At 61.5% G+C, this 26,207-nt stretch carries 22 protein-coding genes; 17 read left to right on the forward strand and 5 right to left on the reverse strand.

Annotated elements, in window-relative coordinates; genetic code table 11:
• Positions 1 to 5 precede the first annotated feature (5 nt).
• The gene (locus AC2FNL_RS08290; RefSeq protein WP_496833219.1) at positions 6 to 1,184 is read right to left on the reverse strand and encodes a cytochrome P450; all 1,179 of its coding nucleotides are present in this window, start codon (positions 1,182 to 1,184) and stop codon (positions 6 to 8) included.
• Between the two features lie 142 nt (positions 1,185 to 1,326).
• Between AC2FNL_RS08290 and AC2FNL_RS08295 the strand changes: the two genes are divergently transcribed.
• On the forward strand, positions 1,327 to 1,674 hold the full coding sequence (locus tag AC2FNL_RS08295) for a TfoX/Sxy family protein (RefSeq protein WP_093961853.1): 348 nt from the start codon (positions 1,327 to 1,329) through the stop codon (positions 1,672 to 1,674).
• Positions 1,675 to 1,734: 60 nt separating this feature from the next.
• Here the strand turns inward: AC2FNL_RS08295 and ndk are convergent, their stop codons facing one another.
• Together ndk and AC2FNL_RS08305 are read right to left on the reverse strand one after the other, a co-directional pair.
• A complete protein-coding gene (gene ndk, locus AC2FNL_RS08300; RefSeq protein ID WP_027237357.1) occupies positions 1,735 to 2,157 on the reverse strand; it encodes a nucleoside-diphosphate kinase in 423 nt (140 codons plus the stop codon).
• Positions 2,158 to 2,276: 119 nt separating this feature from the next.
• Positions 2,277 to 3,479: a multidrug effflux MFS transporter gene (locus tag AC2FNL_RS08305; RefSeq protein ID WP_496833091.1), complete on the reverse strand. Its 1,203-nt coding sequence runs from the start codon at positions 3,477 to 3,479 to the stop codon at positions 2,277 to 2,279.
• 106 nt (positions 3,480 to 3,585) lie between these two features.
• Between AC2FNL_RS08305 and AC2FNL_RS08310 the strand changes: the two genes are divergently transcribed.
• From AC2FNL_RS08310 to AC2FNL_RS08355, 10 genes are all read left to right on the forward strand, one after another.
• Positions 3,586 to 5,439 carry an ABC-F family ATP-binding cassette domain-containing protein gene (locus tag AC2FNL_RS08310; RefSeq protein ID WP_496833092.1) on the forward strand — a complete coding sequence of 618 codons (1,854 nt, stop codon included), beginning with the start codon at positions 3,586 to 3,588 and terminating at the stop codon, positions 5,437 to 5,439.
• The gene (locus AC2FNL_RS08315) at positions 5,436 to 6,056 is read left to right on the forward strand and encodes a MarC family protein (RefSeq protein ID WP_496833093.1); all 621 of its coding nucleotides are present in this window, start codon (positions 5,436 to 5,438) and stop codon (positions 6,054 to 6,056) included. The genes AC2FNL_RS08310 and AC2FNL_RS08315 overlap by 4 nt, the downstream gene beginning before the upstream one ends.
• Before the next feature lie 42 nt (positions 6,057 to 6,098).
• Positions 6,099 to 6,680: a retropepsin-like aspartic protease family protein gene (locus tag AC2FNL_RS08320; RefSeq protein ID WP_093961849.1), complete on the forward strand. Its 582-nt coding sequence runs from the start codon at positions 6,099 to 6,101 to the stop codon at positions 6,678 to 6,680.
• 51 nt (positions 6,681 to 6,731) lie between these two features.
• A complete protein-coding gene (locus AC2FNL_RS08325) occupies positions 6,732 to 7,352 on the forward strand; it encodes an ImuA family protein (RefSeq protein ID WP_093961848.1) in 621 nt (206 codons plus the stop codon).
• A 66-nt stretch (positions 7,353 to 7,418) separates the two neighbouring features.
• Positions 7,419 to 8,633, forward strand: coding sequence for an MFS transporter (locus AC2FNL_RS08330; protein WP_093961847.1), 1,215 nt, complete (start codon positions 7,419 to 7,421; stop codon positions 8,631 to 8,633).
• Complete coding sequence (locus AC2FNL_RS08335) at positions 8,630 to 9,229, forward strand: YceI family protein (RefSeq protein WP_093961846.1); 600 nt, start codon at positions 8,630 to 8,632, stop codon at positions 9,227 to 9,229. The genes AC2FNL_RS08330 and AC2FNL_RS08335 overlap by 4 nt, the downstream gene beginning before the upstream one ends.
• Before the next feature lie 76 nt (positions 9,230 to 9,305).
• Entirely contained in the window at positions 9,306 to 10,529 is a 1,224-nt protein-coding gene (locus AC2FNL_RS08340; protein WP_496833094.1) for an MFS transporter, read from the forward strand.
• Positions 10,530 to 10,598: 69 nt separating this feature from the next.
• The gene (metG, locus tag AC2FNL_RS08345) at positions 10,599 to 12,317 is read left to right on the forward strand and encodes a methionine--tRNA ligase (RefSeq protein ID WP_496833095.1); all 1,719 of its coding nucleotides are present in this window, start codon (positions 10,599 to 10,601) and stop codon (positions 12,315 to 12,317) included.
• A 239-nt stretch (positions 12,318 to 12,556) separates the two neighbouring features.
• Positions 12,557 to 13,735, forward strand: coding sequence for an efflux RND transporter periplasmic adaptor subunit (locus AC2FNL_RS08350; protein WP_496833096.1), 1,179 nt, complete (start codon positions 12,557 to 12,559; stop codon positions 13,733 to 13,735).
• A gap of 3 nt (positions 13,736 to 13,738) precedes the next feature.
• Positions 13,739 to 16,876 carry an efflux RND transporter permease subunit gene (locus tag AC2FNL_RS08355; protein ID WP_496833097.1) on the forward strand — a complete coding sequence of 1,046 codons (3,138 nt, stop codon included), beginning with the start codon at positions 13,739 to 13,741 and terminating at the stop codon, positions 16,874 to 16,876.
• Positions 16,877 to 16,934: 58 nt separating this feature from the next.
• On the opposite strand, the gene glpD is transcribed toward AC2FNL_RS08355, so the two are convergent.
• Positions 16,935 to 18,527, reverse strand: coding sequence for a glycerol-3-phosphate dehydrogenase (gene glpD / locus AC2FNL_RS08360; RefSeq protein ID WP_496833098.1), 1,593 nt, complete (start codon positions 18,525 to 18,527; stop codon positions 16,935 to 16,937).
• A 217-nt stretch (positions 18,528 to 18,744) separates the two neighbouring features.
• Between glpD and AC2FNL_RS08365 the strand changes: the two genes are divergently transcribed.
• From AC2FNL_RS08365 to AC2FNL_RS08390, 6 genes are all read left to right on the forward strand, one after another.
• Positions 18,745 to 19,506, forward strand: coding sequence for a DeoR/GlpR family DNA-binding transcription regulator (locus AC2FNL_RS08365; protein WP_093962933.1), 762 nt, complete (start codon positions 18,745 to 18,747; stop codon positions 19,504 to 19,506).
• A gap of 110 nt (positions 19,507 to 19,616) precedes the next feature.
• A complete protein-coding gene (locus AC2FNL_RS08370) occupies positions 19,617 to 19,772 on the forward strand; it encodes a DUF5993 family protein (RefSeq protein WP_170339565.1) in 156 nt (51 codons plus the stop codon).
• Between the two features lie 12 nt (positions 19,773 to 19,784).
• Positions 19,785 to 20,354 (forward strand): disulfide bond formation protein B, encoded by a 570-nt coding sequence (locus AC2FNL_RS08375; RefSeq protein ID WP_170439523.1) that lies wholly within the window; start codon positions 19,785 to 19,787, stop codon positions 20,352 to 20,354.
• 34 nt (positions 20,355 to 20,388) lie between these two features.
• Positions 20,389 to 20,748: a DUF3302 domain-containing protein gene (locus AC2FNL_RS08380; protein ID WP_093961840.1), complete on the forward strand. Its 360-nt coding sequence runs from the start codon at positions 20,389 to 20,391 to the stop codon at positions 20,746 to 20,748.
• A 21-nt stretch (positions 20,749 to 20,769) separates the two neighbouring features.
• The gene (locus AC2FNL_RS08385) at positions 20,770 to 21,915 is read left to right on the forward strand and encodes an HlyD family secretion protein (RefSeq protein WP_496833099.1); all 1,146 of its coding nucleotides are present in this window, start codon (positions 20,770 to 20,772) and stop codon (positions 21,913 to 21,915) included.
• A 2-nt stretch (positions 21,916 to 21,917) separates the two neighbouring features.
• Positions 21,918 to 23,510, forward strand: coding sequence for an efflux transporter outer membrane subunit (locus AC2FNL_RS08390; RefSeq protein ID WP_496833100.1), 1,593 nt, complete (start codon positions 21,918 to 21,920; stop codon positions 23,508 to 23,510).
• 3 nt (positions 23,511 to 23,513) lie between these two features.
• On the opposite strand, the gene mprF is transcribed toward AC2FNL_RS08390, so the two are convergent.
• Positions 23,514 to 26,123, reverse strand: coding sequence for a bifunctional lysylphosphatidylglycerol flippase/synthetase MprF (gene mprF, locus AC2FNL_RS08395; protein ID WP_496833101.1), 2,610 nt, complete (start codon positions 26,121 to 26,123; stop codon positions 23,514 to 23,516).
• Between the last annotated feature and the right edge of the window lie 84 nt (positions 26,124 to 26,207).

Consider the following 26,207-nt stretch of genomic DNA (forward strand, 5'->3'; position numbering starts at 1 on the left):
GCCGATCAAAGGGACGCAGGCAAGGAAGCGTATCCGCGGAACCGCATACGTCCGCCTCTGACACGTTCATCGGACAGTTGGAAATCTGGGAACCTTGTCACGAACCGCGACAGGGCGACCCGCCCTTCAAGGCGCGCAAGTGTAAGACCTGCGCAGACGTGCGGCCCGCCGGCAAAGGCAAGGTGACGGTTCGGTTTGCGCGAGATGTCGAACCGGCCCGGGTCTGCGAACACGGCCGGATCCCTGTTTGCAGCGCCGATACACAGATGAAGGTTGGTGCCCTTTGCGATTGGACGCCCGTCAATCACGACGTCAGCCGTCGTTTCCCGGTTGCCGAACTGGTTGGGTGAACGAAACCGCAAAACCTCTTCGACCGCCGTATTGATCAGGCTTGGATCATCCATAAGCCGCTGACGCTGCTCCGGGTGGTCATGCAGCAGGGCCAACCCGTTTCCGATCAGGTTCGTCGTGGTTTCATGACCCGCATTCAGAATGAAGATGCAGTTCTGAAGCAATTCTATTTCACTCAGCTTTTCGTCGGCCCCTTCACCGCGGATCAACCGCGTCAGGACGTCGGTTTCGGGGTCGCCGGGCGCGGCCCTGCGCCGAGCCACCAGATCGGCCAGATACTCCTTGAAGTCCCGAACGGCCGCATGGCCGTCTTCGAGTTGCTTGGCGGTCAATGCCGGTTCGAGCGCCCCAAGAATCGCCAGGGACCAGTCGCGCAGCGGTTCGCGCTCGTCCACCGGTACGTCCAGAAGGTTTCCGATGATCTGGATCGGGATGGTGGCGGCATAGTCTTCGATCAGATCCACTTGCCGCTTGTCTTCCAGGCGATCCAGCAAGAGATCGACAGTCTGGATCAAACCGGGCTCCATCCGGGCGATGGCGCGCGGGGTCAGGGCCGAAGTCATGATTTTGCGAACTCGCGTGTGCAACGGCGGATCCGAGAACACCAGCGAGGTGGTGTGATGCTCGAACAATGGTGATCCCGGACCGAACTTTGGCGCGAAAACGGCTTTTTTGTCGGACGAGTACAGGGTCGTGTCTCGATAAATCCGATCCAGATCAGCATGCCGCGACAATAGAACCGAGCCATCGGGCTGTGCCAGAACCGGCGCCGAAGACAGCAGCGCATCATAAAACGGGAAGGGATTGTCGATGAAGCCCTCAGGCGGGTTCATCAGGTCCAGATTACTGATGTCGCTTGTCAATTCCTTCCCCCTCCTGCACGGACCCGTCGCTCAATGCCTAGCGCAACGGAATTCGTCGCACAACGTTCCGGCGGGCAGTGACAGCACGCCCCGGCAAAGCTAAGAAAGAAACATGCCCGAACCTGTGTCTTCCATCCGCAACCTTGGACCTGCTTTCGAACAGGCCTGTGCCCGTGCGGGCATCCACTCGGCCGAAGAGCTGCGCGAGCTTGGTGCCGATGCGGCCTATGCCCGGCTGATACAGGCCGGAACCCGGCCCCATTTCATCGGCTATTACGTTTTGGTCATGGGCTTGCAGGGCCGCCCCTGGAACGATTGCAAGGGCGAAGAAAAGAAAGCCCTGCGCGCAAGGTTCGATGCTTTGAAATCGTCAACGAACCGGGCTCCGGCGTCCCGGATCATCGCGGATCTGGATGCCATCGGTGTACGCGTCGGCCCTGACGATCTGAAATCCGTCTGACCAACAAAAAACCGCGCCCGAAATCGGACGCGGCAATCTCGACAGGTATCGTGGTGCGGCTTAGCCGACCAGTTCGATGCCCGAGAAGAAATATGCGATCTCAACCGCTGCGGTTTCCGGCGCATCCGAGCCGTGAACCGAGTTCTCACCGACCGACTCAGCGAACTCGGCGCGGATGGTGCCCGGTGCCGCATCGGCGGGGTTGGTTGCGCCCATGACTTCGCGGTTCTTGGCGATGGCGTTTTCGCCTTCCAAAACCTGAACGACAACCGGTGCAGACGACATGAACTCGCACAGTTCGTCATAGAACGGACGCTCGGCATGAACTTCGTAGAACTTGCCGGCCTGTTCCTTGGTCATGTGGATGCGCTTCTGCGCGACGATGCGCAGGCCGGCTTCCTCGAACTTGGCGTTGATCTTGCCGGTCAGGTTGCGGCGGGTTGCATCGGGCTTGATGATCGAAAAAGTGCGTTCCAGTGCCATATCGGGCCTCTCCTTGGTCTGACGGCGCGGGCTGGGCCGCGCGAAATTCATCGCGCGCCGCCTAACACGGTATTTCGCCCGTGAAAAGTGGAATGATGGCGCGATCTCGCCTTTGGGCGTCAGATTGCGTCGGGAAGCGGGTCCCGTGCATCCACCCAACGGACATACAGAACGGCCAAAAGGCCCAGAAAGCTACTGCCTGCCATCATCGACAGCACCAGATACGGCCCGTTTTCAGGGCTGACCGCAGCTCCGGTGATCGAAGTAATGACCGCACCGAGCGCGACGATCAGAGCCCCGGAAAGGCCCGCCGCGCTGCCGGCCAGCTGGGGGCGAACCGACATGACCCCTGCAGACGCGTTGGCGTTCGTCAAACCGTTTCCAAAACCAACAAAGATAGCTGATCCGAAAAACACCCAGACCGACCCCATTCCCACTAAAAACAGCAGCAGCCCGCAGAACGGCCCGACTGAGGCGATGATGCGTCCGGCCAGAATCATCGTCGTCAGCCGAGTACGCGCGGCGATCCGACCCGTCACGAAATTGCCGACCATGAAACCTCCGGTGATGATGCCGATCCCCAGGCCCAGCTTCGCGGGGCTCAGATCGAACCAGGCGGCGGCCACCAGGGGCGCTCCGGTGATGAAACTGTAGAACCCCCCGATCGAGAATGCCGCGCACAACGCGTAGCCCCAGAACCGCCGGGCACGGAACAGGTGCGGGTATTCGCGCATCTGCGCGCCGAAAGTGGCGGACCAGTTGTGGTTGGTCTCGCCCATATCCGCCCAGAGCAGCGTCAGCAGCGCCGCCCCAGCAACCGTATAAAAGACGAACCCGGCCCGCCACCCGAACATCATGTCCAAAGTGCCGCCCAGCATCGGACCCAGCATCGGCGCCAAAGCCATTGCCATGGCGACATATCCCAGCTTGCTTGCGGCCTCGTTGGGCGGAAACTGGTCGCGGATCGACGCGGCAGACAGCACCGAGCCCCCAACCACGGCGGCCTGCATCAGACGGAACCCCAGAAAGGTCCAGATCGACTCGGCCAGAACACAGCCCAGTGACGCCGCCACAAAAACCGTCATGCAGGTCAAAAGAACCGGCCGGCGCCCGAACCGGTCGGACATTGGCCCAAGGATCAGTTGCAGTACGGCGGACACGGCCAGATAGGCCGCGATTGACAGGTTCACCAGCGCATAATCCGCCCGAAAATCGACCGCCATGTTCGCAAGGGACGGAAGGAACATGTTCAGCGACAGCACGGACAGACCGGTCGCTAGGACAAGGGTCACCAAAGAGGGTGGAGTTTGTGCCGCCCGCATCTCAACATCCGAATTTCGTTCATCTGCAAAAGCGCTAGCACAGCACATGTGGTTTGCACATGGCTTGCGTCTGGCGGTGCCAGTATCGCTCTGCTAAGAGCGGCCTATGCTACGGATCGAGAACATCACCTATTCGGTTGAGGGCCGCCCCCTGTTCGAGGGCGCCAGCGCCACCATTCCCGAAGGCCACAAGGTGGGTCTGGTCGGCCGCAACGGCACCGGCAAGACTACTCTGTTTCGCCTGATCCGGGGCGAGCTGGCGCTGGAATCGGGCGGCATCACCCTGCCCCGCCGCGCGCGGATCGGCGGTGTGTCGCAAGAGGTGCCCTCATCCAACGTGTCGCTGATCGACACGGTACTGGCCGCCGACACCGAGCGCAGCGCCCTGATGGCCGAGGCGCAGCAGGCCACCGACCCCGACCGGATTGCCGAGATTCAGACCCGGCTGGCTGATATCGACGCCTGGTCGGCCGAAGCCCGCGCGGCCACGATCCTCAAGGGGCTGGGCTTTGACGATGCCGATCAGCAGCGGCCCTGTTCCGATTTCTCGGGCGGCTGGCGGATGCGGGTCGCTTTGGCGGCGGTTCTTTTCTCGCAGCCCGACCTGCTTCTGCTGGACGAACCGACCAACTATCTAGACCTTGAAGGCGCGCTGTGGCTAGAAAGCTATCTGGCCAAATATCCGCATACGGTCATCGTCATCAGCCACGACCGGGGCCTGCTGAACCGGGCGGTGGGCTCGATCCTGCATCTGGAAGACCGCCAGCTGACCTATTACGCGGTGCCCTACGACAAGTTCGCCGAACGCCGCGCCGAACGTCTGGCGCAGGCCGAGGCCGAAAACGCCAAGGCCAAGGCCCGCATCGCCCATTTGCAGAGCTTCGTTGACCGGTTCCGCTACAAGGCGTCCAAGGCCGTTCAGGCGCAATCGCGGCTGAAGATGATCGAACGGATCCAGCTGATCTCGACCCCGCAAGAGGCCGCCTTGCGCGCCTTCTCGTTCCCCGAACCCGAGGAACTGTCGCCGCCGATCATCCAGATCGAGGGCGGCGTGACCGGCTATGGCGACACCGAGGTGCTGCGCCGTCTGAACCTGCGCATCGATCAGGACGACCGGATCGCGCTGTTGGGGAAGAATGGTCAGGGCAAATCGACCCTGTCCAAGCTGCTGTCGGACCGGCTGCCACTGATGGCGGGCAAGATGGCTCGCAGCAGCAAGCTGCGCATCGGGTATTTCGCCCAGCATCAGGTGGACGAGCTGCATGTGGACGAGACACCGCTGGATCACCTGCGGCGCCTGCGCCCGACCGAGACCCCGGCCCAGCTGCGCGCGCGGCTGGCGGGGTTCGGGCTGGGCGCGGATCAGGCCGAAACCGAGGTGGGCCGGCTTTCAGGCGGCCAGAAAGCGCGCCTGTCGCTGCTGATCGCGACGATCGACGCGCCGCACATGCTGATCCTCGACGAGCCGACCAATCATCTGGACATCGAAAGCCGCGAGGCCCTGGTCGAGGCGCTGACCGCCTATTCCGGTGCTGTGGTTCTGGTCAGCCACGACATGCACCTGCTGGGGCTGGTGGCCGATCGGCTGTGGTTGGTCTCGGACGGCACGGTCAAACCCTTTGACGGCGACCTGGAAGCCTATCGCCAGATGCTGCTGGCGCGCGACAAACCACCGGCCCGGGAAAAACCGGCCGCCAAACCCAAACGCGCCTCTCGCGATACCATTCTCGCGCTACGGGCCGACCTGCGGAAATGCGAGGAACGGCTGGAGAAATTGACGGACATGCACGAAAAGCTCTCGGCCAAATTGTCCGACCCGGCCTTGTACGAAGATGACCGGATCGCTGATCTGGAAACCTGGAACCGAAAATTCGCCGAGGTGGTCGAGGCCATGTCCCGCGCCGAGGCGCTGTGGGTCGCCGCCGCCGAGCGGCTGGAAAGCGCAGAGGCCGCCGCATGATCGAAATGGCATTCTTCATAACCGCGTTCACAACCCTGTTCGTTGTGATCGATCCCTTTGGCACCGCACCGATCTTCGTCGCGCTGACACAAGGAATGGACCCGGCCACCCGTCGCCGCGTCGTCTACCGCACGTGCCTGACCGCTTCGGGCATCCTTATCGCCTTCGCCGCTTTCGGAGAGGCGGTTCTCGGCTTTGTCGGCATCTCGATGGAGGCTTTCAAGGTCGCTGGCGGCGCATTGCTGTTTCTGACCGCGCTCGACATGCTGTTCGAGCGGCGCAACAAGCGGCGCGAGGACCGAGCGGAAGAAGAAGAGCACCCTGACCCCTCGGTCTTTCCGCTGGCCATTCCGCTGGTGGCCGGGCCCGGATCGATCGCAACGATCATCCTTCTGGCCGGTGAGCACCCCGGCATTCAGGGCATCGCTGCCGCTGTCGGCGTGATGCTTGCCGTGATGGCGGTTGTATTGCTGTTCTTCTTGTCCAGCGGCCTGATCGCGCGCATTCTGGGCAAGACCGGCCTGACCGTGCTGACCCGCCTTCTGGGCATGTTGCTGGCCGCGCTGTCGGTTCAGTTCATTCTTGACGGGCTCAAGGCCTTTGGGTTCGCGTCCTGAAACCCCATATTGACCTTATGAAAGAAGGTTTCGGGTGCCCGCATGGATGGTAACGATTTTGGACGGTTGGCCTATCTGGTTCTGCTGGGAGCCGCACTGCTGATGTGGTTCTTCACTCACAATCGGCAGTCGTTGGGGAAGACCCTGCAGATGGCCATGGCCTGGGTCTTCATCTTCATCGGGATCATTGCCGTTGTCGGCCTTTGGGGCGATATCCGCTCGACCGTTGGCGTATCTCCGCAGATGTCCGTGACCGGAGATGTGATCGAAGTGCCCCGTTCGTTCGACGGACATTATTACTTGCCGATGCTGGTGAATGGCAAACCGGTGACTTTCCTGGTTGATACCGGAGCCAGTCAGATCGTGCTGAGTCCGCAGGACGCGGAGCGCGTTGGGTTCGATACCGATCAGCTGACCTTTCACGGGCGTGCATCGACCGCAAATGGGGTGGTCCAGACTGCGCCTGTGCGCCTCGACAGTCTGGCGTTGGGGCCCATCACAGACCGAAATGTTCCGGCATGGATCAACGGAGGAGATCTTGACCAGTCCCTGCTGGGCATGGATTACCTGCACCGTTTTTCCAACATCCAGTTTTCTGACGGCCGGATGATCCTGTCGCGCTGAACGGCGGCTTTCGGGATTGAGAACAAAATGGGAACATGCTAGCATTCGGCCATGTCCACGCATCTTCTTGGCCGCAAACCGGCGCGCGCGGCGCCGGGGCTGACCCTGCATGATGAGATTTCGCTGCAACTGGCCCGCGTGCACGAGGCCTGCGGCCCCGCGCGGCGCAGCTTTGCCATGTGGCTGGCCGGTCAGGCGCAGGGGCCGGTCCTGTGGATCTCGCCCGCGTGGGAGGCCGATCAGCTGAACCCCGACGGCATGATGCCCTTTGCCGATCCCGCCCGGTTCCTGTTCGTCCGCCCCACCCGGGCCGAGGACCTGCTGTGGTGCATCGAAGAGGCGCTGCGCAGCGGGGCGGTGCCGCTGGTGATCGGCGACCTGCCGGGGGCACCGGGCCTGACGCCGGTGCGCCGGATGCATCTGGCCGCCGAACAGGGGGGCACGATGGGTCAGGCCCCGCTGGGCCTGCTGCTGACCCCCGGCGACGGCGGCGCGCAGGGCATCGAGACGCGCTGGCACATGGCCCCGGCGCACACGGGCCAGACCCGCCGCTGGACCCTGACCCGCCGCCGCGCCCGCGCCCTGCCCCCGGTCAGCTGGCACGCCACCCAGACCGCGCCGCGCGCCGGGCTGCACCTGCAACGGATCGGCGCCGAGGAAACCTGCGCCTGACCGACCGGCCCCGGGTCACGCAAGTTGTGACTGGTCAAACCGCATCCCGCCCCCTAGCGTGCCGGAATGACCCACCCGATCCACGACAGCCGCTATTCCTGGCTTCGCCTTCTGGTCACGCTGGCCATCGCGGCGGTGGCCAATGTGGGCATGTGGGCGGTGATCGTGGTGATGCCCGCAATCGAGACTCAGTTCGGCGCCAGCCGGGCCGAGGCCTCGATGCCCTACACGCTGGCCATGATCGGATTTGCGCTTGGCAACATGTGGCTGGGTCAGGTGGTGGACCGGCTGGGCGTGACCAAGGCGCTGATCGGTGCCGCAGGCCTCAGCGCGCTCAGCTATCTGCTGGCGACATGGGCGCCGACGATCACGATGCTGTCGGTGGCGCATCTGATGCTGGGTTTGGGCACCGCCGTCGGGTTCGGCCCGCTGATCGCCGACATCTCGCACTGGTTCCTGCGCCGACGCGGAATCGCCGTCGCGCTGGTGGCCAGCGGAAACTATCTATCCGGCGCGATCTGGCCCACGCTCCTGTCCGGTATCCTTGCCCGCGACGGGTGGCAGCAGGTCTATCTGACATTGGCGGTCATCACTCTGATCGTTGTCATCCCGCTGTCGCTGCTGCTGCGCCGGCAGGTCCCGGTCGAGGCGCATGGCACCGCCGCAGCTGCCGCGCAGATCAACGCGCGCAGCGTCGGCCTGTCGCCGCGGACCCTGCAGTATGTGCTGGGCCTCGCCGGAATCGGCTGCTGCGTCGCCATGTCGATGCCGCAGGTCCACATCGTCTCCTACTGCGTCGGGTTGGGCTATGGCCCGGCGGTCGGGGCCGAGATGCTGTCGCTCATGCTGATGGGCGGTGTCGTCAGCCGGATCATCTCGGGGCTGGTCGCGGACAAGCTGGGCGGCGTTCACACGTTGCTGATCGGGTCGATCCTGCAATGCATCGCCCTGTTCCTGTTCCTACCTTATGACGGATTGGTGTCGCTCTATGTCATCAGCCTGTTGTTCGGACTGGCGCAGGGCGGCATCGTGCCCAGCTATGCGCTGGTCGTCCGCGAATACATGCCCCCGCAAGAAGCCGGGGCACGGGTCGGTTTCGTGATGATGATGACGATCATGGGCATGGCACTGGGTGGCTGGATGTCCGGCTGGATCTATGACGTGACCGGGAAGTATGAACTGGCCTTCGTGAACGGAATCCTGTGGAACGGGCTGAACATCGCCATTATTGCAACATTGCTTATGCGCTCGCGGCCGCGCCACGGGCGGGTTCCGGCATGAGTCGCCTGACCCGCCGAACTCTGGTACTGGCGGGGCTGGCATCGCTGCCCTTGGTGCGGCACGCCGTGGCCGCCCCGGTTCCGTATATACTTGAAACACAAGGAACATTGATCGAATTCACATTCGGTCTGGCTGGCTCGGCTCAGACCGGCACCATGCCAATCCAGACCGCTGATGTTCTGGTGGACACGAAAAACCTGCGCAACAGCATGGTCGACGTCGTCCTGAACGTCGCCGAGGCACGCACGAGACTGCCGTTTGCACGCGGCCCGATGCTAAGCCGATCCGTGTTGGATGCCGCGCGGTTTCCATCAATCCACTTCGTCTCGACCGCTGTCAGCCTTAGCCCCGGCGGACGCATTTCCGACGGAGCGACCGTCACCGGCGAATTGACGGTGCGCGACGAGACCCGCCCGATCACCCTTGATGCCACCCTCTATCGCCCGCCGGGATCCGCAAAGGACGACCTGGACCGGTTGTTCATCCATTTGACCGGCGCGTTGAACCGGAACGATTTCGGCGCCACCGGCTATGCGGACCTGGTCGACGAAACTGTGGGATTGAACATACGAACCGAAATTCGCAGAAAACCCTGAAACTGGCGGAAAACGACACCACAAAGTCGAATAGCCGCGCGCATCGTCATACGCCATTCGGACATCTACTGGACCCATGCGTACCATCATCTCATTCGCCGCCCTTTTTCTTTCGGTCATTCTTTTGCAGCTTTCCACGGGCGGCGTGGGTCCGCTGGACGCGATATCCGGCCTGACGCTGGGGTTTTCAACAGAACAGATCGGCCTTTTGGGTTCGGCTCACTTTTTGGGCTTTTTCGCGGGATGCTGGTGGGCGCCAAGGCTGATGGGATCCATCGGGCACTCGCGCGCCTTTGCGGTCTGTACGGCTCTGGGCGCGATGGGTCTGATTGGCCACACCCTGACCGAAAACCCCTATGCCTGGGCAGCGCTGCGCATTGCCTCGGGGACCTGCGTGGCGGGTTGTTATACGGTTATCGAGGCCTGGCTGAACGCAAAAGTCACCAACGAAACCCGCGGCCGCGCAATGGGCACATACCGGCTGGCCGATATGGGAGCATCGCTGAGCGCGCAGTTGATCATCGCCGTTCTGCCACCTGCCTCATATGTCTCTTACAACCTGCTGGCCATCCTTTGCTGTGCCTCGTTGCTGCCGCTGACCCTGACGCGCGCCAGCCAGCCCGAAACCCCGGAGGCACCGCGTTTGCGGCCCAAGCTGGCCTGGCGTTGCTCGCCCTTGGCGGTGGCTGGTGTGATCGTCTCGGCCATCAGCTCTGCTTCGTTCCGGATGGTTGGTCCGGTCTACGGACAAGAGGTTGGGCTGGGCGTCGATCAGATCGCGTTCTTTCTGGCCGCTTTTGTTCTGGGCGGCGCGCTGGCGCAGTATCCGGTCGGGTGGCTGGCCGACAAATACGACCGGCGCTGGGTGCTGATCTGGATGTCGATTGCCGCCGTTGTCAGTTGCAGCATCACCATGGCGGCCAGCGGCACAGGCACCGTGGGCGTCATGCTGGCCGCCGGATTGTTCGGCATGACGACCTTTCCGATTTTCTCGATCTCTTCGGCGCATGCCAACGACTTCGCCACCACCGAGCAGCGGGTGGAACTGTCGGCGGCGCTGATGTTCTGGTACGCGCTGGGGGCTATCGCCTCGCCCTATGTTTCCTCGACGCTGATCGAGCAATTCGGCCCCGGCGCGCTGTTTGCCTTCGTGGCATTGGGTCACGCGGTCCTGATCGTCTTTGGACTGGCCCGGATGCGCTCGCGCCCGACACCCGAGGAACGCACGAACTATGTCTACGCACCGCGCACCTCCTTCACAATCGGCCGCCTGCTGAAACGCTCGCGCGAAGGGCGATAGCATTCTGGGGCTGGGATTTCCCGATCCGGTTTGATAGAGCGCGCGCAGACAGTTAGGCGGAAACCAAACATGGCTCGGATTCTCATTACCTCGGCAATTCCCTACATCAACGGGATCAAGCACCTTGGCAACCTGATCGGCTCGCAGCTGCCGGCGGATCTGTTCGCGCGCTACCAGCGCGGCCGCGGCAACGAGGTCATGTTCCTGTGCGCCACCGACGAACACGGCACCCCGGCCGAACTGGCAGCGGCCAAGGCCGGCAAACCGGTGGCCGAATACTGCGCCGAGATGCACGAGGTACAGGCCGACATCGCCAAGCGCTTTGGCCTCAGCTTCGATCACTTCGGCCGGTCGTCCAGCCCGCAGAACCACAAGCTGACACAGCATTTCGCCGGCAAGCTGGCCGAGGCCGGGCTAATCCGCGAAGTAACCGAGAAGCAGGTCTATTCCAACGCCGACGGGCGGTTTCTGCCCGACCGCTATATCGAGGGCACCTGCCCCAACTGCGGCTACGAAAAGGCCCGCGGCGACCAGTGCGAAAACTGCACCAAGCAGCTGGACCCGACCGATCTGATCGACCCGCGCAGCGCGATTTCCGGCTCGACCGACCTTGAGGTGCGCGAGACCAAGCACCTGTATCTGCGCCAGTCGGCGATGAAGGATCAGCTGGACGCCTGGATCGACAGCAAGACCGACTGGCCGGTGCTGACCACCTCGATCGCCAAGAAATGGCTGCATGACGGCGACGGGCTGCAGGACCGCGGCATCACCCGCGACCTGTACTGGGGCATCCCGGTCAAGAAGGGCGACGAAGACTGGCCCGGCATGGAAGGCAAGGTCTTCTACGTCTGGTTCGACGCGCCGATCGAATACATCGCCTGCGCCAAGGAATGGGCTGACGCGCACGGCAAGCCGGATGCGGAATGGGAACGCTGGTGGCGCACCGACAAAGGCGCCGACGACGTGCGCTATGTGCAGTTCATGGGCAAGGACAACGTGCCCTTCCACACCCTCTCCTTCCCGGCTACGATCCTGGGCTCGGGCGAGCCATGGAAGCTGGTCGATCACCTGAAGTCGTTCAACTATCTGAACTATGACGGCGGACAGTTCTCGACCAGCCAGGGCCGTGGCGTCTTCATGGACCAGGCGCTGGATATCCTGCCCGCCGACTACTGGCGCTGGTGGCTGCTGAGCCACGCGCCCGAAAGCAGCGATAGCGAATTCACCTGGGAGAACTTCCAGCAATCGGTCAATAAGGACCTGGCCGACGTGCTGGGCAATTTCGTGAGCCGGATCACCAAGTTCTGCCGCTCGAAATTCGGCGAAGAGGTTCCGGTCGGTGGCGCATACGGCGAACGCGAACAGGCACTGATCGAGGAGCTGACCAAACGCATCCGCGCCTACGAGGCGCATATGGAGGCGATGGAGGTGCGCAAATCGGCGCAGGAACTGCGCGCGATCTGGGTTGCGGGCAACGAATACCTGCAGGCCGCGGCACCGTGGTCGACCTTCAAGGAAGACCCGGAACAGGCCGCCGCGCAGGTGCGGCTGGGCCTGAACCTCATCCGGCTTTACGCGGTGCTGAGCGCGCCGTTCATTCCCGAGACTTCGGCCAGGATGCTGAGCGCGATGAACACGCTCGACACCAGCTGGCCCGAGGACGTGGACGCCGCGCTGAGCGCCCTGCCCGCCGGGCACGCGTTCACGGTGCCCGACGTCCTGTTCGCCAAGATCACCGACGAACAGCGGGAAGACTGGCAAACACGTTTTGCCGGGGTGCGAAGCTGAGTACATCAAGGGGGCCAGCGGCCCCCTTTTTCACAACCAATTGACCCGACCGATCAAATTAAATCGTCGGACGATATTGGTTCGATGACCGAGACATCCCCGGACAGGGTTCGAGCGTTTAAAATTCAAATACTTGAGAATTTTCAACAATACCTCCATCCTGACTTGGAGTTTAGTCGACTCGGGCTTCAGGAACGGTCCGGTTCGACCCAAATCCCGGTTCGAATGAGGCACTCGCAATGACCGTTGAAAAGACGCTTACCCACACGACCAGCAATCGAACGCTCTCGCGCCTCGGCCTTTGCGCGACTTTCCTGGCAAGCCTTGCGTTTACTCCGGTCGTATTTGCCCAGGATCAGTCCGATGCACCGCCGCCCAAGGTTTCGATTGCGGCCGCATACACTCAGGAAATCACCGAGGAGGCTGTTTTCATCGGGCGGGCCGAAGCCACGGACAACGTGGACATCATCGCACGGGTCAGCGGTTTCCTGGAAAGCCGGAATGTGGAAGAAGGCTCGTTGGTCAACGAGGGCGATCTGCTGTTTACCATTGAACCCGACCTGTACCAGGCCACGCTTGACGCCCGAAAAGCGGATCTTGATCGGGCCGAAGCCAATCTGGAACTGGCCAAGGTCGACCTGGCCCGCAAGGAAGAACTGTACAGGCGCGACGCAACGCCGGAATCCGAGCGCGACATTGCCCGCGCGAACGAGCTGGTGGCCGAAGCCGAAGTCAAAGCGGCCAACGCAGCCATTCAACAGGCGCAGCTTGATCTGGACTACACACAGATACACGCCCCGTTTTCCGGTCGGATAGGTCGGATCAGCACCAGCGTCGGCGACGTGGTCGGCCCCAACACCGAACCGCTGGTCAACCTGATCAGCGAAGCGCCGATCTACGTGAATTTCTCGTTGAATGAAAAGCAGTTCACCTCCGTTCTTCAGACGGTTGGTGAGACGGCCTCCACCCTCGCTGAAAGCAACAAGAGCCCGATTGTCCGGCTTACGCTGCCCAATGGTACCGAGCTGGAAGAAACCGGCAAGATCGTGTTCGTGGACAACCGGATCGATCCGTTGACCGGCGCGATCACCTTGCGCGCCGAGTTTGCAAACGACAAACGTCTGATCGTGGATGGCGCCTTTCTTAACGTTCACATCGAGGCGCTTGAACCCACGCTTGAAGTGCTGATCCCTCAAGCTGCCCTGCAGCGGGATCAACGCGGAGAGTTCGTCCTGGTGGTCAACGACAAGCAGATGGTCGAACAGCGCTACATCACGACCGGCGAAACGGTCGGCTCTGCCGTGATCGTCAAGGAAGGTCTGCGTGATGGCGAAAGCGTCATCGTGGAAGGGCTGCAAAGGGTGCGCCCGGGTGTTGCCGTTGACGCCGTTGTCGCCTCTGAACAGCCGGGAGAATAATTGATGTTTTCCGCCCTGTTCATCAGCCGGCCCAAGCTGGCACTCGTGATCTCGCTTGTGCTGACAATCATGGGTGCGATTGGCTACATGGTCCTGCCGGTTGCCCAATTCCCAGACATTACGCCGCCGGTGGTCAGCGTCACGACGACCTACACCGGCGCCAACGCCGAAACCGTTGAAAACACGGTTGCCGCGCCGATCGAAGCGCAAGTCAACGGCGTGGATGACATGATCTACATGACGTCCACATCCTCGGACAACGGCTCGTATTCGCTGAACATCACCTTCGAGGTGGGCACCGACCCCGACATCGCGTCGGTCAACGTGCAGAACCGTGTGGCACAGGCCATGTCCTCGCTCCCGACCGAAGTTACCTCGTCGGGGGTGGTGACGCAGAAAGCGTCGACGAACATGCTGTTGCTGGTCACGCTGACCTCGCCCAACGGCACCTATGACAGCGTGTTTCTGTCGAACTACGCGTCGATCAACCTCAAGGATGCGTTGGCGCGGGTGCAGGGCGTTGGCAAGGCCGACGTTCTGACCAACCTGGAATACGCGATGCGGATCTGGATGGACCCCGACAAGATGGCCGCCCTGTCCATCACGCCGGGTGACGTGATCTCGGCCATTCGCGAACAGAACATCGAGGTTTCCGCTGGCTCGATCGGTGCCCCGCCGGTGCCCGAAGGCCAGACGTTCCAATACACGATCAAGACCAAGGGACGCCTCACGTCTGCCAAGGAATTCGGCGATATCGTGATCCGCACCGGCGACGCCGGCTCTATCGTACGGGTCCGCGACATCGCGCGGGTCGAACTGGGCGCTCAGTACTATGCCGCCTCCGGGTTATATCAAGCCGTGCCTGCCACCGTCATCGGCATCTATCAAGCGCCGGGCGCCAATGCGCTGGCGGTGTCCGATCGGGTTCAGACAGAACTGGAGCGCCTGTCGCGCGCCTTTCCGACGGATGTCGAATACGACGTTCCGTTCAACACCACCGATTTCGTCGAACAATCCCTCAACGACGTGGTATCGACGCTGGTTCTGACCTTCATCCTGGTGATTTCGGTCGTGTTCATCTTCTTGGGCAGTTGGCGGGCGACCATCATTCCGGCGGTGGCGATTCCGGTCTCATTGATCGGGACATTTGCGTTCCTGCTGCTGTTCGGGATGTCGCTCAACACAATCTCGCTTTTCGCACTCGTGCTGGCCATCGGGATCGTGGTAGACGACGCTATTGTGGTCGTCGAAAACGTGGAGCGGATCATCGCCGAGGAAGGCCTGCCGCCGGCCGAAGCGACCCGCAAGGCCATGGGTCAGATTACTGGACCGGTCATCGCGACAACTCTGGTTCTTCTGGCCGTGTTCGTGCCCGTGACCTTCATGCCCGGTATCTCGGGGCGGCTGTACTCACAGTTCGCGGTTACGATCTCGACCGCCGTCGTCATCTCGTCCATCAATGCGCTGACCTTGTCGCCGGCGCTGTGCGGTTTGGTCCTTCAGGCGCGCTCGGGTCCGCCCAAAGGTCTGCTGGCGGTGTTCGAGAATTTCATCGGGACGATGCGAGCAGGCTATGTGTCCATCGTGCGCAAGCTGCTGATCATCCCCGTGGTCTCGCTTGGGATCATCGCGGGGTTTGCCTTTGGCGGCGTGACGATCATGTCGAATACCTCCAGCGGGTTCCTGCCGCTTGAGGACAACGGCTATCTGTTCGTCGACATCCAATTGCCCGACGCGGCGACACTGGAGAGAACCGAGGCGGTTTCCAAACGTGTCGATGACCAGATCCGCGAGATTCCGGGCGTGGCGAATACAGTTCTGATCAACGGTTTCTCACTGCTGAACGGAACCATCACCAACGGCGCGGCTGTGTTCGTCAACCTCGACAACTGGGATGAACGGCAAGACGAGGATCTGACGGCGGACGCCATCCTGCAGAAGGTACTGGCCATCGCCAACGGCGAATCCGCCGCCTCGATCGTCGCGTTCAACCCGCCGCCGATCCAAGGTCTTGGCATGTCGGCGGGCGTGGAAATGGAGGTTCAGCAAACCGGCGGCGGCTCGCCGCAGGATCTGGCCTCGGCCGTGGGGTCCTTTGTCTACGCGGCCAACCAGCGGCCTGAAATCGGCCAAGCCTACACGACCTTCCGTGCCAACGTCCCGCAGCTGTTCGTGGATCTGGATCGGGAAAAGGCAAAAACGCTGAACGTATCGGTCGCCGAAATCTTCCAGACGATGCAGGCTCAGCTTGGCTCGTACTATGTGAACGACTTCAACCTGTTCGGCCGCGTCTATCGCGTGATGATCCAGGCCGAAGGGTCGTATCGCGACAACGTCGAGGACATCTCGAACCTGTATGTCCGCTCGAACACTGGTGAGATGGTCCCGCTGGGAACGCTGATCGACGTCGAAAACGTGCTTGGCCCGGTTCTGCTGAAGCGCCACAACCTGTTCCGTTCCGCGACGGTGACGGCAGTTCCGGCAGAAGGTCTGTCAACGGGTGATGCGATCACCGTGATGACCGAAGAGTCGGCGACCGCCCTACCCCCGGGGTATGCCTTTGAATGGACCGGTACCGCCCAGCAACAGCTGGCATCCGGCGGGCTGGTCGTGGTGATCTTGGGGCTGGCGATCATGTTCGGGTATTTGTTCCTGGTCGGACAATACGAAAGCTGGACGATGCCGGTCTCAATCCTGCTGTCGGTGATCGTGGCCCTGTTCGGCGCGGTTGCGGCGGTGGCGATCGTGGGCAGTGACATCAACCTGTACACGCAGATCGGGATGATCATGCTGGTGGGGCTTGCGTCAAAGAATGGCATCCTGATCGTGGAGTTCGCGATGGAGCAGCGGGCCAAAGGCCTGTCTGTCAAAGACGCCGCCGCCGAGGCTGCTCATCAGCGTTTCCGGGCCGTCATGATGACCGCGCTGTCTTTCCTGTTGGGCGTTGTGCCCCTGCTGGCAGCCAGCGGCGCTGGTGCCGCCAGCCAGAAGGCAATTGGTGTGGCCGTGTTTGGCGGGATGCTCGCCGCGACCCTGTTCGGGGTGATCCTGGTGCCGGTCCTATATGCGGTGATGCAGAGCATGCGAGAGTGGATCAAGGGCACGAACAAGGATCCCGACCCTTCGGAAAAGGCGGCCTGACCGACAGAAAAAAGATACGCCCCGCGAAAACTGCGGGGCGTTTTTCTTTGGTGGGTTATTAAGCGGTTTTCAGTTGTTCCTGACGACGCTTCTGCATCCAGGTCTCGATCTGCTCAACCTGCTCAGGATTCAGACGCAGTCCCAGTTTGTTTCGACGCCAGATCACATCCTGCGCTGTACGGGCATACTCCTTGTCCATCAGCCATTCGAGCTCACGCTCGGTCAGGGTCGCGCCAAAATCGACGCCCAAATCATCGGCCTGGACCGCGTCCCCGAGAATGATGCGTGCTTCGGTTCCGTACGCATGTACCAGACGGTGCGCCCATTTGTCGGTGAGGAATCCGTAGTTGGCCTTCAACCCGGCAACCAGTGCCTCGACCCCGTCGACCGGGAAATCCCCGCCCGGCAGAGCAACTCCCGCAGTCCAAGGGCCAGACAGGTCTGGGAAGTGCTCGGCCACCTTCTCCATCGCGCTTTCGGCAAGGCGGCGATAGGTTGTGATCTTGCCACCAAACACGTTGAGGACCGGCGCGCCGCCCTCGGCGTCCACTTTCAATGTGTAGTCCCGCGTGGCTGCCGTGGCGCTTTGCGCGCCGTCATCATACAGCGGGCGAACACCGGAATAGGTCCAGACAATGTCGTCACGCGAGACCGGCTTTTTGAAGTATTTGGACGCGAAGGCGCACAGATAGTCCTGCTCGGCCTCGGTGCAGACGGGCGGCTCGGACGGATCGGGGTGGTCCTGATCAGTGGTCCCGATCAGAGTGAAGTCCTGCTCATAGGGAATGGCGAAGATGATGCGCCCGTCCTCACCTTGGAAGAAGTAGCATTTGTCATGGTCGTAGAGACGCGGCGTCACGATATGGCTGCCGCGCACCAGCCGCACGCCCTCGCGTGAGTTCGAACGGATCTTGGTCCGGATGATGTCTCCAACCCACGGCCCGCCCGCATTGATCAGCATCCGCGCGCGCAGTTCACGGGTTTCACCGCCTTCGCAATCCTGCACGGTGATCCGCCAGACATCTTCGCTGCGTTCGGCCGACAGAACTTTGGTGCCCACCAAGATCCGCGCGCCGTGTGCCTCTGCATCGCGTGCGTTCAAGATCACCAGCCTTGAATCCTCGACCCAGCAATCGGAATACTCATACGCGGTGTCGAACTTGTCCTGCAGCGGCGCACCCTCGGGCGCCGAGCGCAGGTTCAATGAACTTGTTCCCGGCAGGATCTTCCGTCCGCCCAGGTTGTCATACATGAACAGCCCCAAACGGATCAGCCAGGCAGGCCGCCGCCCCTTCATCCACGGCATGACCGTCCCCAACAGGCGCGACGTGGGCGTTTCAGAGTCAAACCGCATGTCCGGGTGATACGGCAGAACGAACCGCATCGGCCAACTGATATGCGGCATGGCACGCAAAAGCGTTTCACGTTCGATCAGCGCCTCGCGGACCAGGCGGAACTCGAAATACTCCAGATAGCGCAGCCCTCCGTGAAACAGCTTGGTCGAGGCTGACGAGGTGGCCGAGGCCAGATCGTTCATCTCGGCGAGCGTGACGCTCAACCCGCGCCCTGCCGCATCGCGCGCGATGCCGCAGCCATTGATGCCGCCACCGATGATGAAAAGATCGGTGATCTGGGTGTCCGGCTGTTCCATGTCTGATGATTCCATTTGCAAAAGGGTCGCGCGCATTAACGCGACCGGCACTCGTTTAGTCAATTTCGATTTTCGTTTTTGTTCGCTTTGTCGCATCTCGCCCAACTTGATCGTCATTCACTTCTATATTTTTAGCACACATTCAAGAAAACATCAGGCTTGCGCCCGATGCTAAAAAAGAACAAAAACGAACAGAATCACACCCGCGGAGCCGAATATGTCCCTGTCCTTTCGCCAATCCGACATCCTGAGCCTTGCCAAGCAAAACGGGCGCGTCGCGGTCGAGGATCTGGCCGAGCGGTTCAATGTCACTGTCCAGACCATTCGTCGGGACCTGTCGGAACTGTCCGATGCCGGGATGCTGGACCGCGTTCACGGCGGCGCGGTTCTGAGGTCGGGCGTTTCGAATATCGGTTACGAAGACCGCCGCGGATTGAACGACGAAGCCAAGACCCGCATTGCCAAACGGTGTGCCGCCGACATACCGGACGGAGCATCAGTGTTCATGAACATCGGCACCTCGACTGAGGCCGTGGCGCGGCAACTTCTGACCCACAAGAACCTGATGGTCGTGACCAACAATATGAACGTGGCCAACATTCTGGTCGAAAACCCCGAATGCGAGATCGTGGTCGCTGGTGGTGTTCTGCGCCGCTCCGATGGGGGCCTGATCGGAAACCTGACCGTTTCGACCATTCGCCAGTTCAAGTTTGACTACGCGGTCATAGGGTGTTCTGCGTTGGATGACGAAGGCGATCTGCTGGATTTCGATTTTCAGGAAGTGAACGTCAGCCAGACAATCATCGCGCAGGCGCGGCATACCAGCCTTGTTGCAGACCACTCGAAATTCCAGCGCTCGGCCCCGGCCCGCATCACGTCATTGTCCGAAATCGACACGTTCTACACAGACGCTCCCGTCACATCCGAACTGGCGGCGCGCTGCCAAGAATGGCAGACCCAATTGGTGGTGTGCGGCTAGGGTTCGCTCGCACATAAGGCGAACGGCCGACACCGAAACTTGCCAGATGGCAGCGGGCCTGACAGTATCACCACCATTGCAATCGTTGCACGGGAGGGGAGGACCGAGCCATGATCGCGCTTTTATTTGCGTTACTTACAGCCGTTATGGCGCTGAATTACTTTGGACGGACAAAGGCCGGGAACGTGGTTTTCTTTCTCACGCTGGCGTTGAGCGTCTATTGGCTCAAGTTTCACGCCACCAGCCAGCTGACAATACAGTTGTAGAAAGGGGCGATCATGACACCTGAACTGTCCCGTACTCTGAATGCCCTAGGAATGCTGGCCGTCAGCCTTGTTCTGCTGCTTGCCTATGTCTACCAGCTCCGGTTGTACGAACTACCCTGCCCGCTCTGCCTGTTGCAGCGAGTTGGCTTCGTTGCGGTTGGTGTCGGTCTGGGCTTGAACCTGCTTTATGGCCCGCGGCCCCAACACTATGCGATCATGCTGATTGCAGCCCTCTACGGCGGCAGCGTGTCGGTGCGGCAGATCCTTCTGCACATCGTACCGGGAACCGGGCACTATGGCTCTCCGGTGTTGGGCCTGCACTACTATACCTGGGCGGCCATCTGCTTTTTCCTGATCCTGTTGGGCACCGCGATCATGCTGATGTTCGAGAAACAGTATGCCTCGGACACGCGTGCGGAACCACGCTTTGGCGGCAGCACATTGGCAAAGGTCGCGTTCTTCATCATGCTGGGTCTTGCGGTGCTGAACGCTGGTTCGACGCTGTTGGAATGCGGTCCGGGCATCTGCGCCGACCCGCCGACCAGCTACAAATTGATTGACGAACTGGACACCAACAACTGAGGATGGGGCAACCGTCCAGACAGGAGGCGCGACGATGGGACTACTGGGGCAGCCGCTGGGCTATTATGACTACCTGACATTCGTCGCGCTGATCCTGCTGCTGGCGGCGGTCATGGCCTTGTTTCTGTTCATCATGGGCCTGCCCGGCCGCATCGCAATCAAACGGAACCACCCCCATGCCGAAGCCGTCAAACTGATGGGATGGATGGGGTTTCTGGCGATCATCCCCTGGGTGCACGCCTTTATCTGGGCCTATCATGATGGCATGACCGTGGACATCCGCCGCTTGCCCGAGGGCGAGCGCGAAGCGATCCGCAAGGAGATCGAGCGCCTTGGCGGACAGGTCAAGGACGAATACCGGGCCCCTGCTGCCGACGACCCACAGAAAACCTGACGCCGAAGGAAATCCACCACAATGTTCGTCGCCCTCGGCATCACGCTTTTCTACATCATTTTTGTCTGGTTCATTTTCTTCAAAGCACAATGGCTCAAGTTCAACATTGTCTGGGGGATCGTGTCGTTCTGGGTTGGCGCCCATCTGCTGCTGATCTTCCTGGTCGCGCTGCGGTTCTTCCAACCCTTCTCAATCGACAGCCACGTGGTGCGGTCCACCATCCAGATCGTCCCGAAACTGACCCAACCGACCATCCTGACCGAGGTCTTGGTCGAACCCAACACGCCCATCACCAAGGGCGATCCGCTGTACCGGTTCGATGACACGGTGTTCAAGCTGGCGGTCGAGAACGCGCAGGCCCAACTGGTGGCTGCCGAGCAAAACGCCAAGATCCTCGAACAGGACGTGATCGCCTCGACCGAGGCGGTGGAGCGCGCCAATGCCCAGCTGGCCTATGCGATGACGCAGAAGGCGCGCTATGAAAACCTGGTGCCTGCCGGGGGCGCGCGTCAAGACGAGCTGGATCGTTGGAATGAGCAGGTGACCGAAGATCAGGCTGCGGTCAAACAGGCTGAGGCCAATCTTAGAAAAGCGCAACTTGCGCAGGAATCACAGATCGACGGAGTGAACACCGGTATGCTTCAGGCCAAGGCGCAGCTGGCCGAAGCGCAGTATTTCCTCGACAATACAACGATCTACGCTCCTGAAAACGGTATGATCGTCTCGCAACAGGCCCGTCCCGGCCTTGTGGTCGGTGATATCCGACTTGGGGCCATCGCCAGCTTCGTGACCGAGGATTCGCCCTATATCCTGGCCACATACCGTCAGCAGAACCTGAAATTCGTCGAACCCGGTCAGCCCGTCGAAGTCGCGCTGGACCTCTATCCGGGTGAAATTCTGCCCGGCAAGGTCGAGGCCATCTGGTGGGCCACCCGGCAGGGGCAATACCTGCCCTCTGGCCGCCTGCCGGGGTTCGAGCTGCCCAAAATTCCCGGGCGCATCGCGGTGCAGATTTCGGTCGACGTCCCTGAAGGGCATACCTTCCCCGCTGGCGGGCACGCGGCAGTGGCCATCTACACGGGACAAGGCAAAAGCTTTGAGTTTTTGCGCCGCATCAACATCCGCCTCTATTCCTTCGCCAACTTCATCCGACCGTTGGATATCTGAGCATGACACACATGAACCCGGACCGTCCGCGCAGGCCACGAAACCGCCGCCGCATGTTGATCGGCACCGCGCTGAGCGCCGCATTGCTGTTTGCCTGCACCCCGGTTGGGCCGGATTTCGTGCGCCCCAACTCGCCGGTCGTGAAACATTGGATGGAGGCCAACAGCCCCAGCGCCAGCCAGGCCAGCGGGCTAACATCACGCAGCGCCCCCGTGGTCAAATGGTGGCAGAGCTTCAATGATCCGACCCTGAACAAACTGGTGGCCGAGGCCTACGCCCAGAATCTGACCCTTCAGGTCGCAGGCGCGCGTGTGTTGCAGGCCCGCGCGCAGCTGGGAATCGCCTTTGGTGAGCTCTATCCGCAATCTCAGGCCGTGGGCGGCGCGTTGGAGCGGCGCCGGATCAGCGACAATCTCGGTCCCATTGCCGATATCAACCGGATCATTCCGCTGGATACCGAGTTCTCGACGTCGCAGGTGGGATTTGACGCCCAGTGGGAACTGGACGTCTGGGGGGCGCAGCGGCGCGGAGTGCAGGCGGCGCGGTCGAACCTGGCGCTGCAGGTTGCCAACTATGACGACGCGCTGGTGACGCTGACGGGCGATGTGGCCGCGCTGTACATCAACATCCGCGCGCTGCAGGAGTCGCTGGCCGTCGCACGCGAGAACATCAAGCTGCAGCAGGAAGCCAACGATCTGACGCAGTTGCGGTTCACCAATGGCGTGACGACGGAATTGGATGTGCAGGAGTCCACCGCCCTGCTGAACAACACCAAGGCGCTGGTGCCGACGTTGGAAAGCGATTTGCAGCAGGCCAAGAACGCGCTGGCGGTTCTGCTGGGCACGACACCGTCGCGCATGACCGGTTTGCTGGGAACGTCTGGACGGATTCCGTCGGCAAGATCGAACGTCGCCGTCGGCGTTCCGGCCGAATTGCTGCGCCGCCGCCCCGACGTTCGCGCTGCAGAACTGGCCGCAGCCACGCAATCGGCACAAGTGGGCATTGCCATGGCGGACCTGTATCCGCAGTTCATCCTGTCGGGCTCGATCGGCCTGCAGGCGTCGGGCGGGCGCGACCTGTTCAGCTCGAACAGCACCACGGGTCTGGCCAGCGCCGGCGTGGTCTGGAACGTTCTGAACTATGGGCGGATCAAGAACAACGTGCGCGCGCAGGACGCCGCCTATCAGGCGCTGATCGCCAACTATCAGAACACCGTTCTGACCGCCTATTCCGAGGTCGAAAGCGCCATGGTCGCCCACGCCCAGGCGCGCAAGCAGGTTACGTTTTACCAACGCAGCGTGGACGCAGCGCGCAAGGCCGCCGACATTGCCGTCAGCCAGTATCGCGACGGTATCGCAGACTATTCCCGCGTGCTGAACACGCAGACCGCGCTTCTGCGCTCTCAAGCCAACCTAATCGAGGCGCGCCAGCAGGTGTCGTCGAACCTGGTCGCGGTCTACAAGGGGCTGGGCGGGGGCTGGCAGATTCGTCAAAACCAGGAGTTCCTGCCGGAAACCGTACTGGCCGAGATGTCCTATCGCACCGATTGGGGTGACCTGCTGCAGCAGGATCCGACACGGGCCAGTCTGAACTAGGCGCTATTTCGTCAGGCCCGTCAGGCCGCCAGAGATCAGGATGTTCACCTCGTACAAGATGCGCGGCGCGGCCACACCGCCTGGGCTGGCCAGATAGTTGGGGCTCCATTCCGGGTCGAACTTCTGCTTGAAGGCGCGCAGACCCTCGAAGTGGTAGAACTGCTCGCCGTGCTCGTAGACGAAACCGCCGATCCGGTTCCAGAGCGAGGCGAGCTGCCGGTTTTCGATCCCGGAAAACGGCGCGGCCCCCAATGAGAACCAATGGAACCCTTGGCCGGCGCCCCAGTTCATCATCTCGGCGAACAGAGCGTCCATGACAAAGCTGGGGCAGTCGGGCTCGTACCGCATTAGGTCCAGCGACAATTCCGACTTGTTGCCGCCCTGAAACAGGTTGGCAAAAGCCACGATCTTGCCTGTCTCGCCGTTCTTCAGAACCGCATGATCGAAATAGGACAGGTACTGTTCGTCGAACCCGCCCAGGGCAAAGCCCTTTTCCGCGCCCGCCTTGCCTTCCAGCCAGTGATCCGAGATCTGGCGCAGTTCGGGCAGGACAGGTCCCAGCTGTTCTTTGGGAATGATCTCGAAGACATACCCTTCACGCTCGGCCCGGTTCCGGGCCTGACGGAACCGCTTGCGGGATTTGCCGTCCAGCGTGAAGTCCTTCAGCGGAACACGGGCGACTTCACCGATCTTGAGGATCGACAGCCCGAGGTCCAGAAACGTAGGCAGATACTTGGTGGACACACTGTAGAAAGCGCAGAGCTTGCCTTCGGCGTCGGCCATTTCGCGCAACTGCCAAATCAGTTGCTGGCCGGCGGCCTCATCGCCGACAGGCTCGCCCTTGCTGATCAACGCGTTGCCGGAATCGGCATAGGCCAGAAAGGCGCTTTCATCTGGCGCGATCAGAAACTGCTTGTCGCCGGTCAGGCTGATCTGCGCTTCGGTGTCTTCGCTGGCCAACGCCAGACGTTCGACCGCCGCGGGGATCTCGGTGCGTTGACGTGCGGGGATCGTGCGTCCGAACAGCGAGTTCACGGCCACCACCCCGACGATCACCGCCACCACCATGCTGGAGCGCAGGAACCGCGAGGCATCGCCATTCCATGCAAACTCCCACCACAACGCGTTTTCGTATTCGACATGGGAATAGGCGAACAACCCGATCCAGAAGATCACCGCCAGCAACGTGAGCAGGCTGACCAGCCAGGGAATGTTCAGTCGGAAGATGGATGCCCCGCTGACCCGGTAGAACGCCCCGCGAAACAGGGCCAACAAACCGATGGCTGCAAGCATTCCGACGGCCTCATGCGTATCCAGCCCCTTGGCCAGTGATGCGAAGAACCCGGCCAGCATCAGGATCATGGCAACGATCCATGCCCGGTACAGCTTGCGGTACAGCCCCCTCGCCACAAGCAGCAGCAGAACGCCAATGGCGCTTCCGGCCAGATGCGATGCCTCGACGAAGGACAAGGGCAGAAACTCGCGCAGGATCCCCAGTTTCGTCGAGCTGGCAGGCAAGGTGCCGGACACCAGAAGAACCACACCGGCCACTGCTGCAATACCGGCAGCCACCATCGGCACGATTGGCCGGACGGCCCGATAAAACCAGGTGGCCGCGCCGCTGATGTGATGCCGGTGTGCCAGCGCCGAAGCGATAGCGATCGACAGGCTTGCGATGGCAAATGGCAAAAACGTGTAGACAACCCGGTAGAGCAGCAAGGCGGCAATCACGTCCGAGCGGCCCGAGGCCCCCAGCCCTGCGATCAACGTGGCCTCGAACACACCGATTCCGCCCGGCGCATGGCTGAGAATCCCAACTGCGATTGCGCAGATATAGATGGTGAAGAAATAGGGATAACCGACGCCCAGATCGTCGGGCATCAGAACATAAAGAGCCATCGACGCGCCGAACAGATCCCCGATTGCGGCCAGTGTCAAAAAGCTGGCCAACTTGCCTCCGGGCAGGTCAAATCCCACCCCGCCAAAGGACAGCCGACGCCCGCCTTTGGCCAGCCATACAAACAGCACCAGCAGACCGGCCAGCAGGGCGACCCCGATGACCGTTTCAAGCGTTCCGCTGATCGGCAACGCTTGGGCGATCCCGTCCGGATGAAGCGTCATCATTCCGCCGAGGATCAGGATGAGGCCCATCCAGAAGGCCACCCATGATGTGGCGATCACGCCCGCGACCCGTCCCAGATCCAACCCCAGCGACGCATAGATCCGATAGCGGATCGCCGTACCCGTGATGTACGAAAATCCTAGGCAATTCGACACCGCATAGCCGCTGGCCCCGGCCATGGCCGCAATGCGAAGGGGGACCGTTCCCCCCGCCACGCTCTGCACGGCGAAGACGTCATAGAAGGACAGAGACAGAAAACTGAAAGCCGTCCAGAACACGGCAAGGAACATCACCCGCCAGGATGTTCCGGCAATGTCAGACTGAACGTCCGACCATTTCACATGGCTCGACAGGTCGTGCAGCACCGTCAACGCGATCAGCGTTATCACCACAGGTATCGCCAACCTGACGACCGGCTGCTCCAACAGACCGGTCACCCGGGCAATCAGGATCTCCGCCCGCGAGTTTTCGCCTGGGTCTGCTGTGCTCATATTGATTTCCCTGCCCATGGGCTTGATCAAGCCTGCGGGAAAACTCTTGCACAAATCGTTTGGTATTCAAAGCTATGCCGCGCT

The sequence above is a fragment of the Ruegeria sp. CRTD044 genome (genome assembly GCF_059613485.1).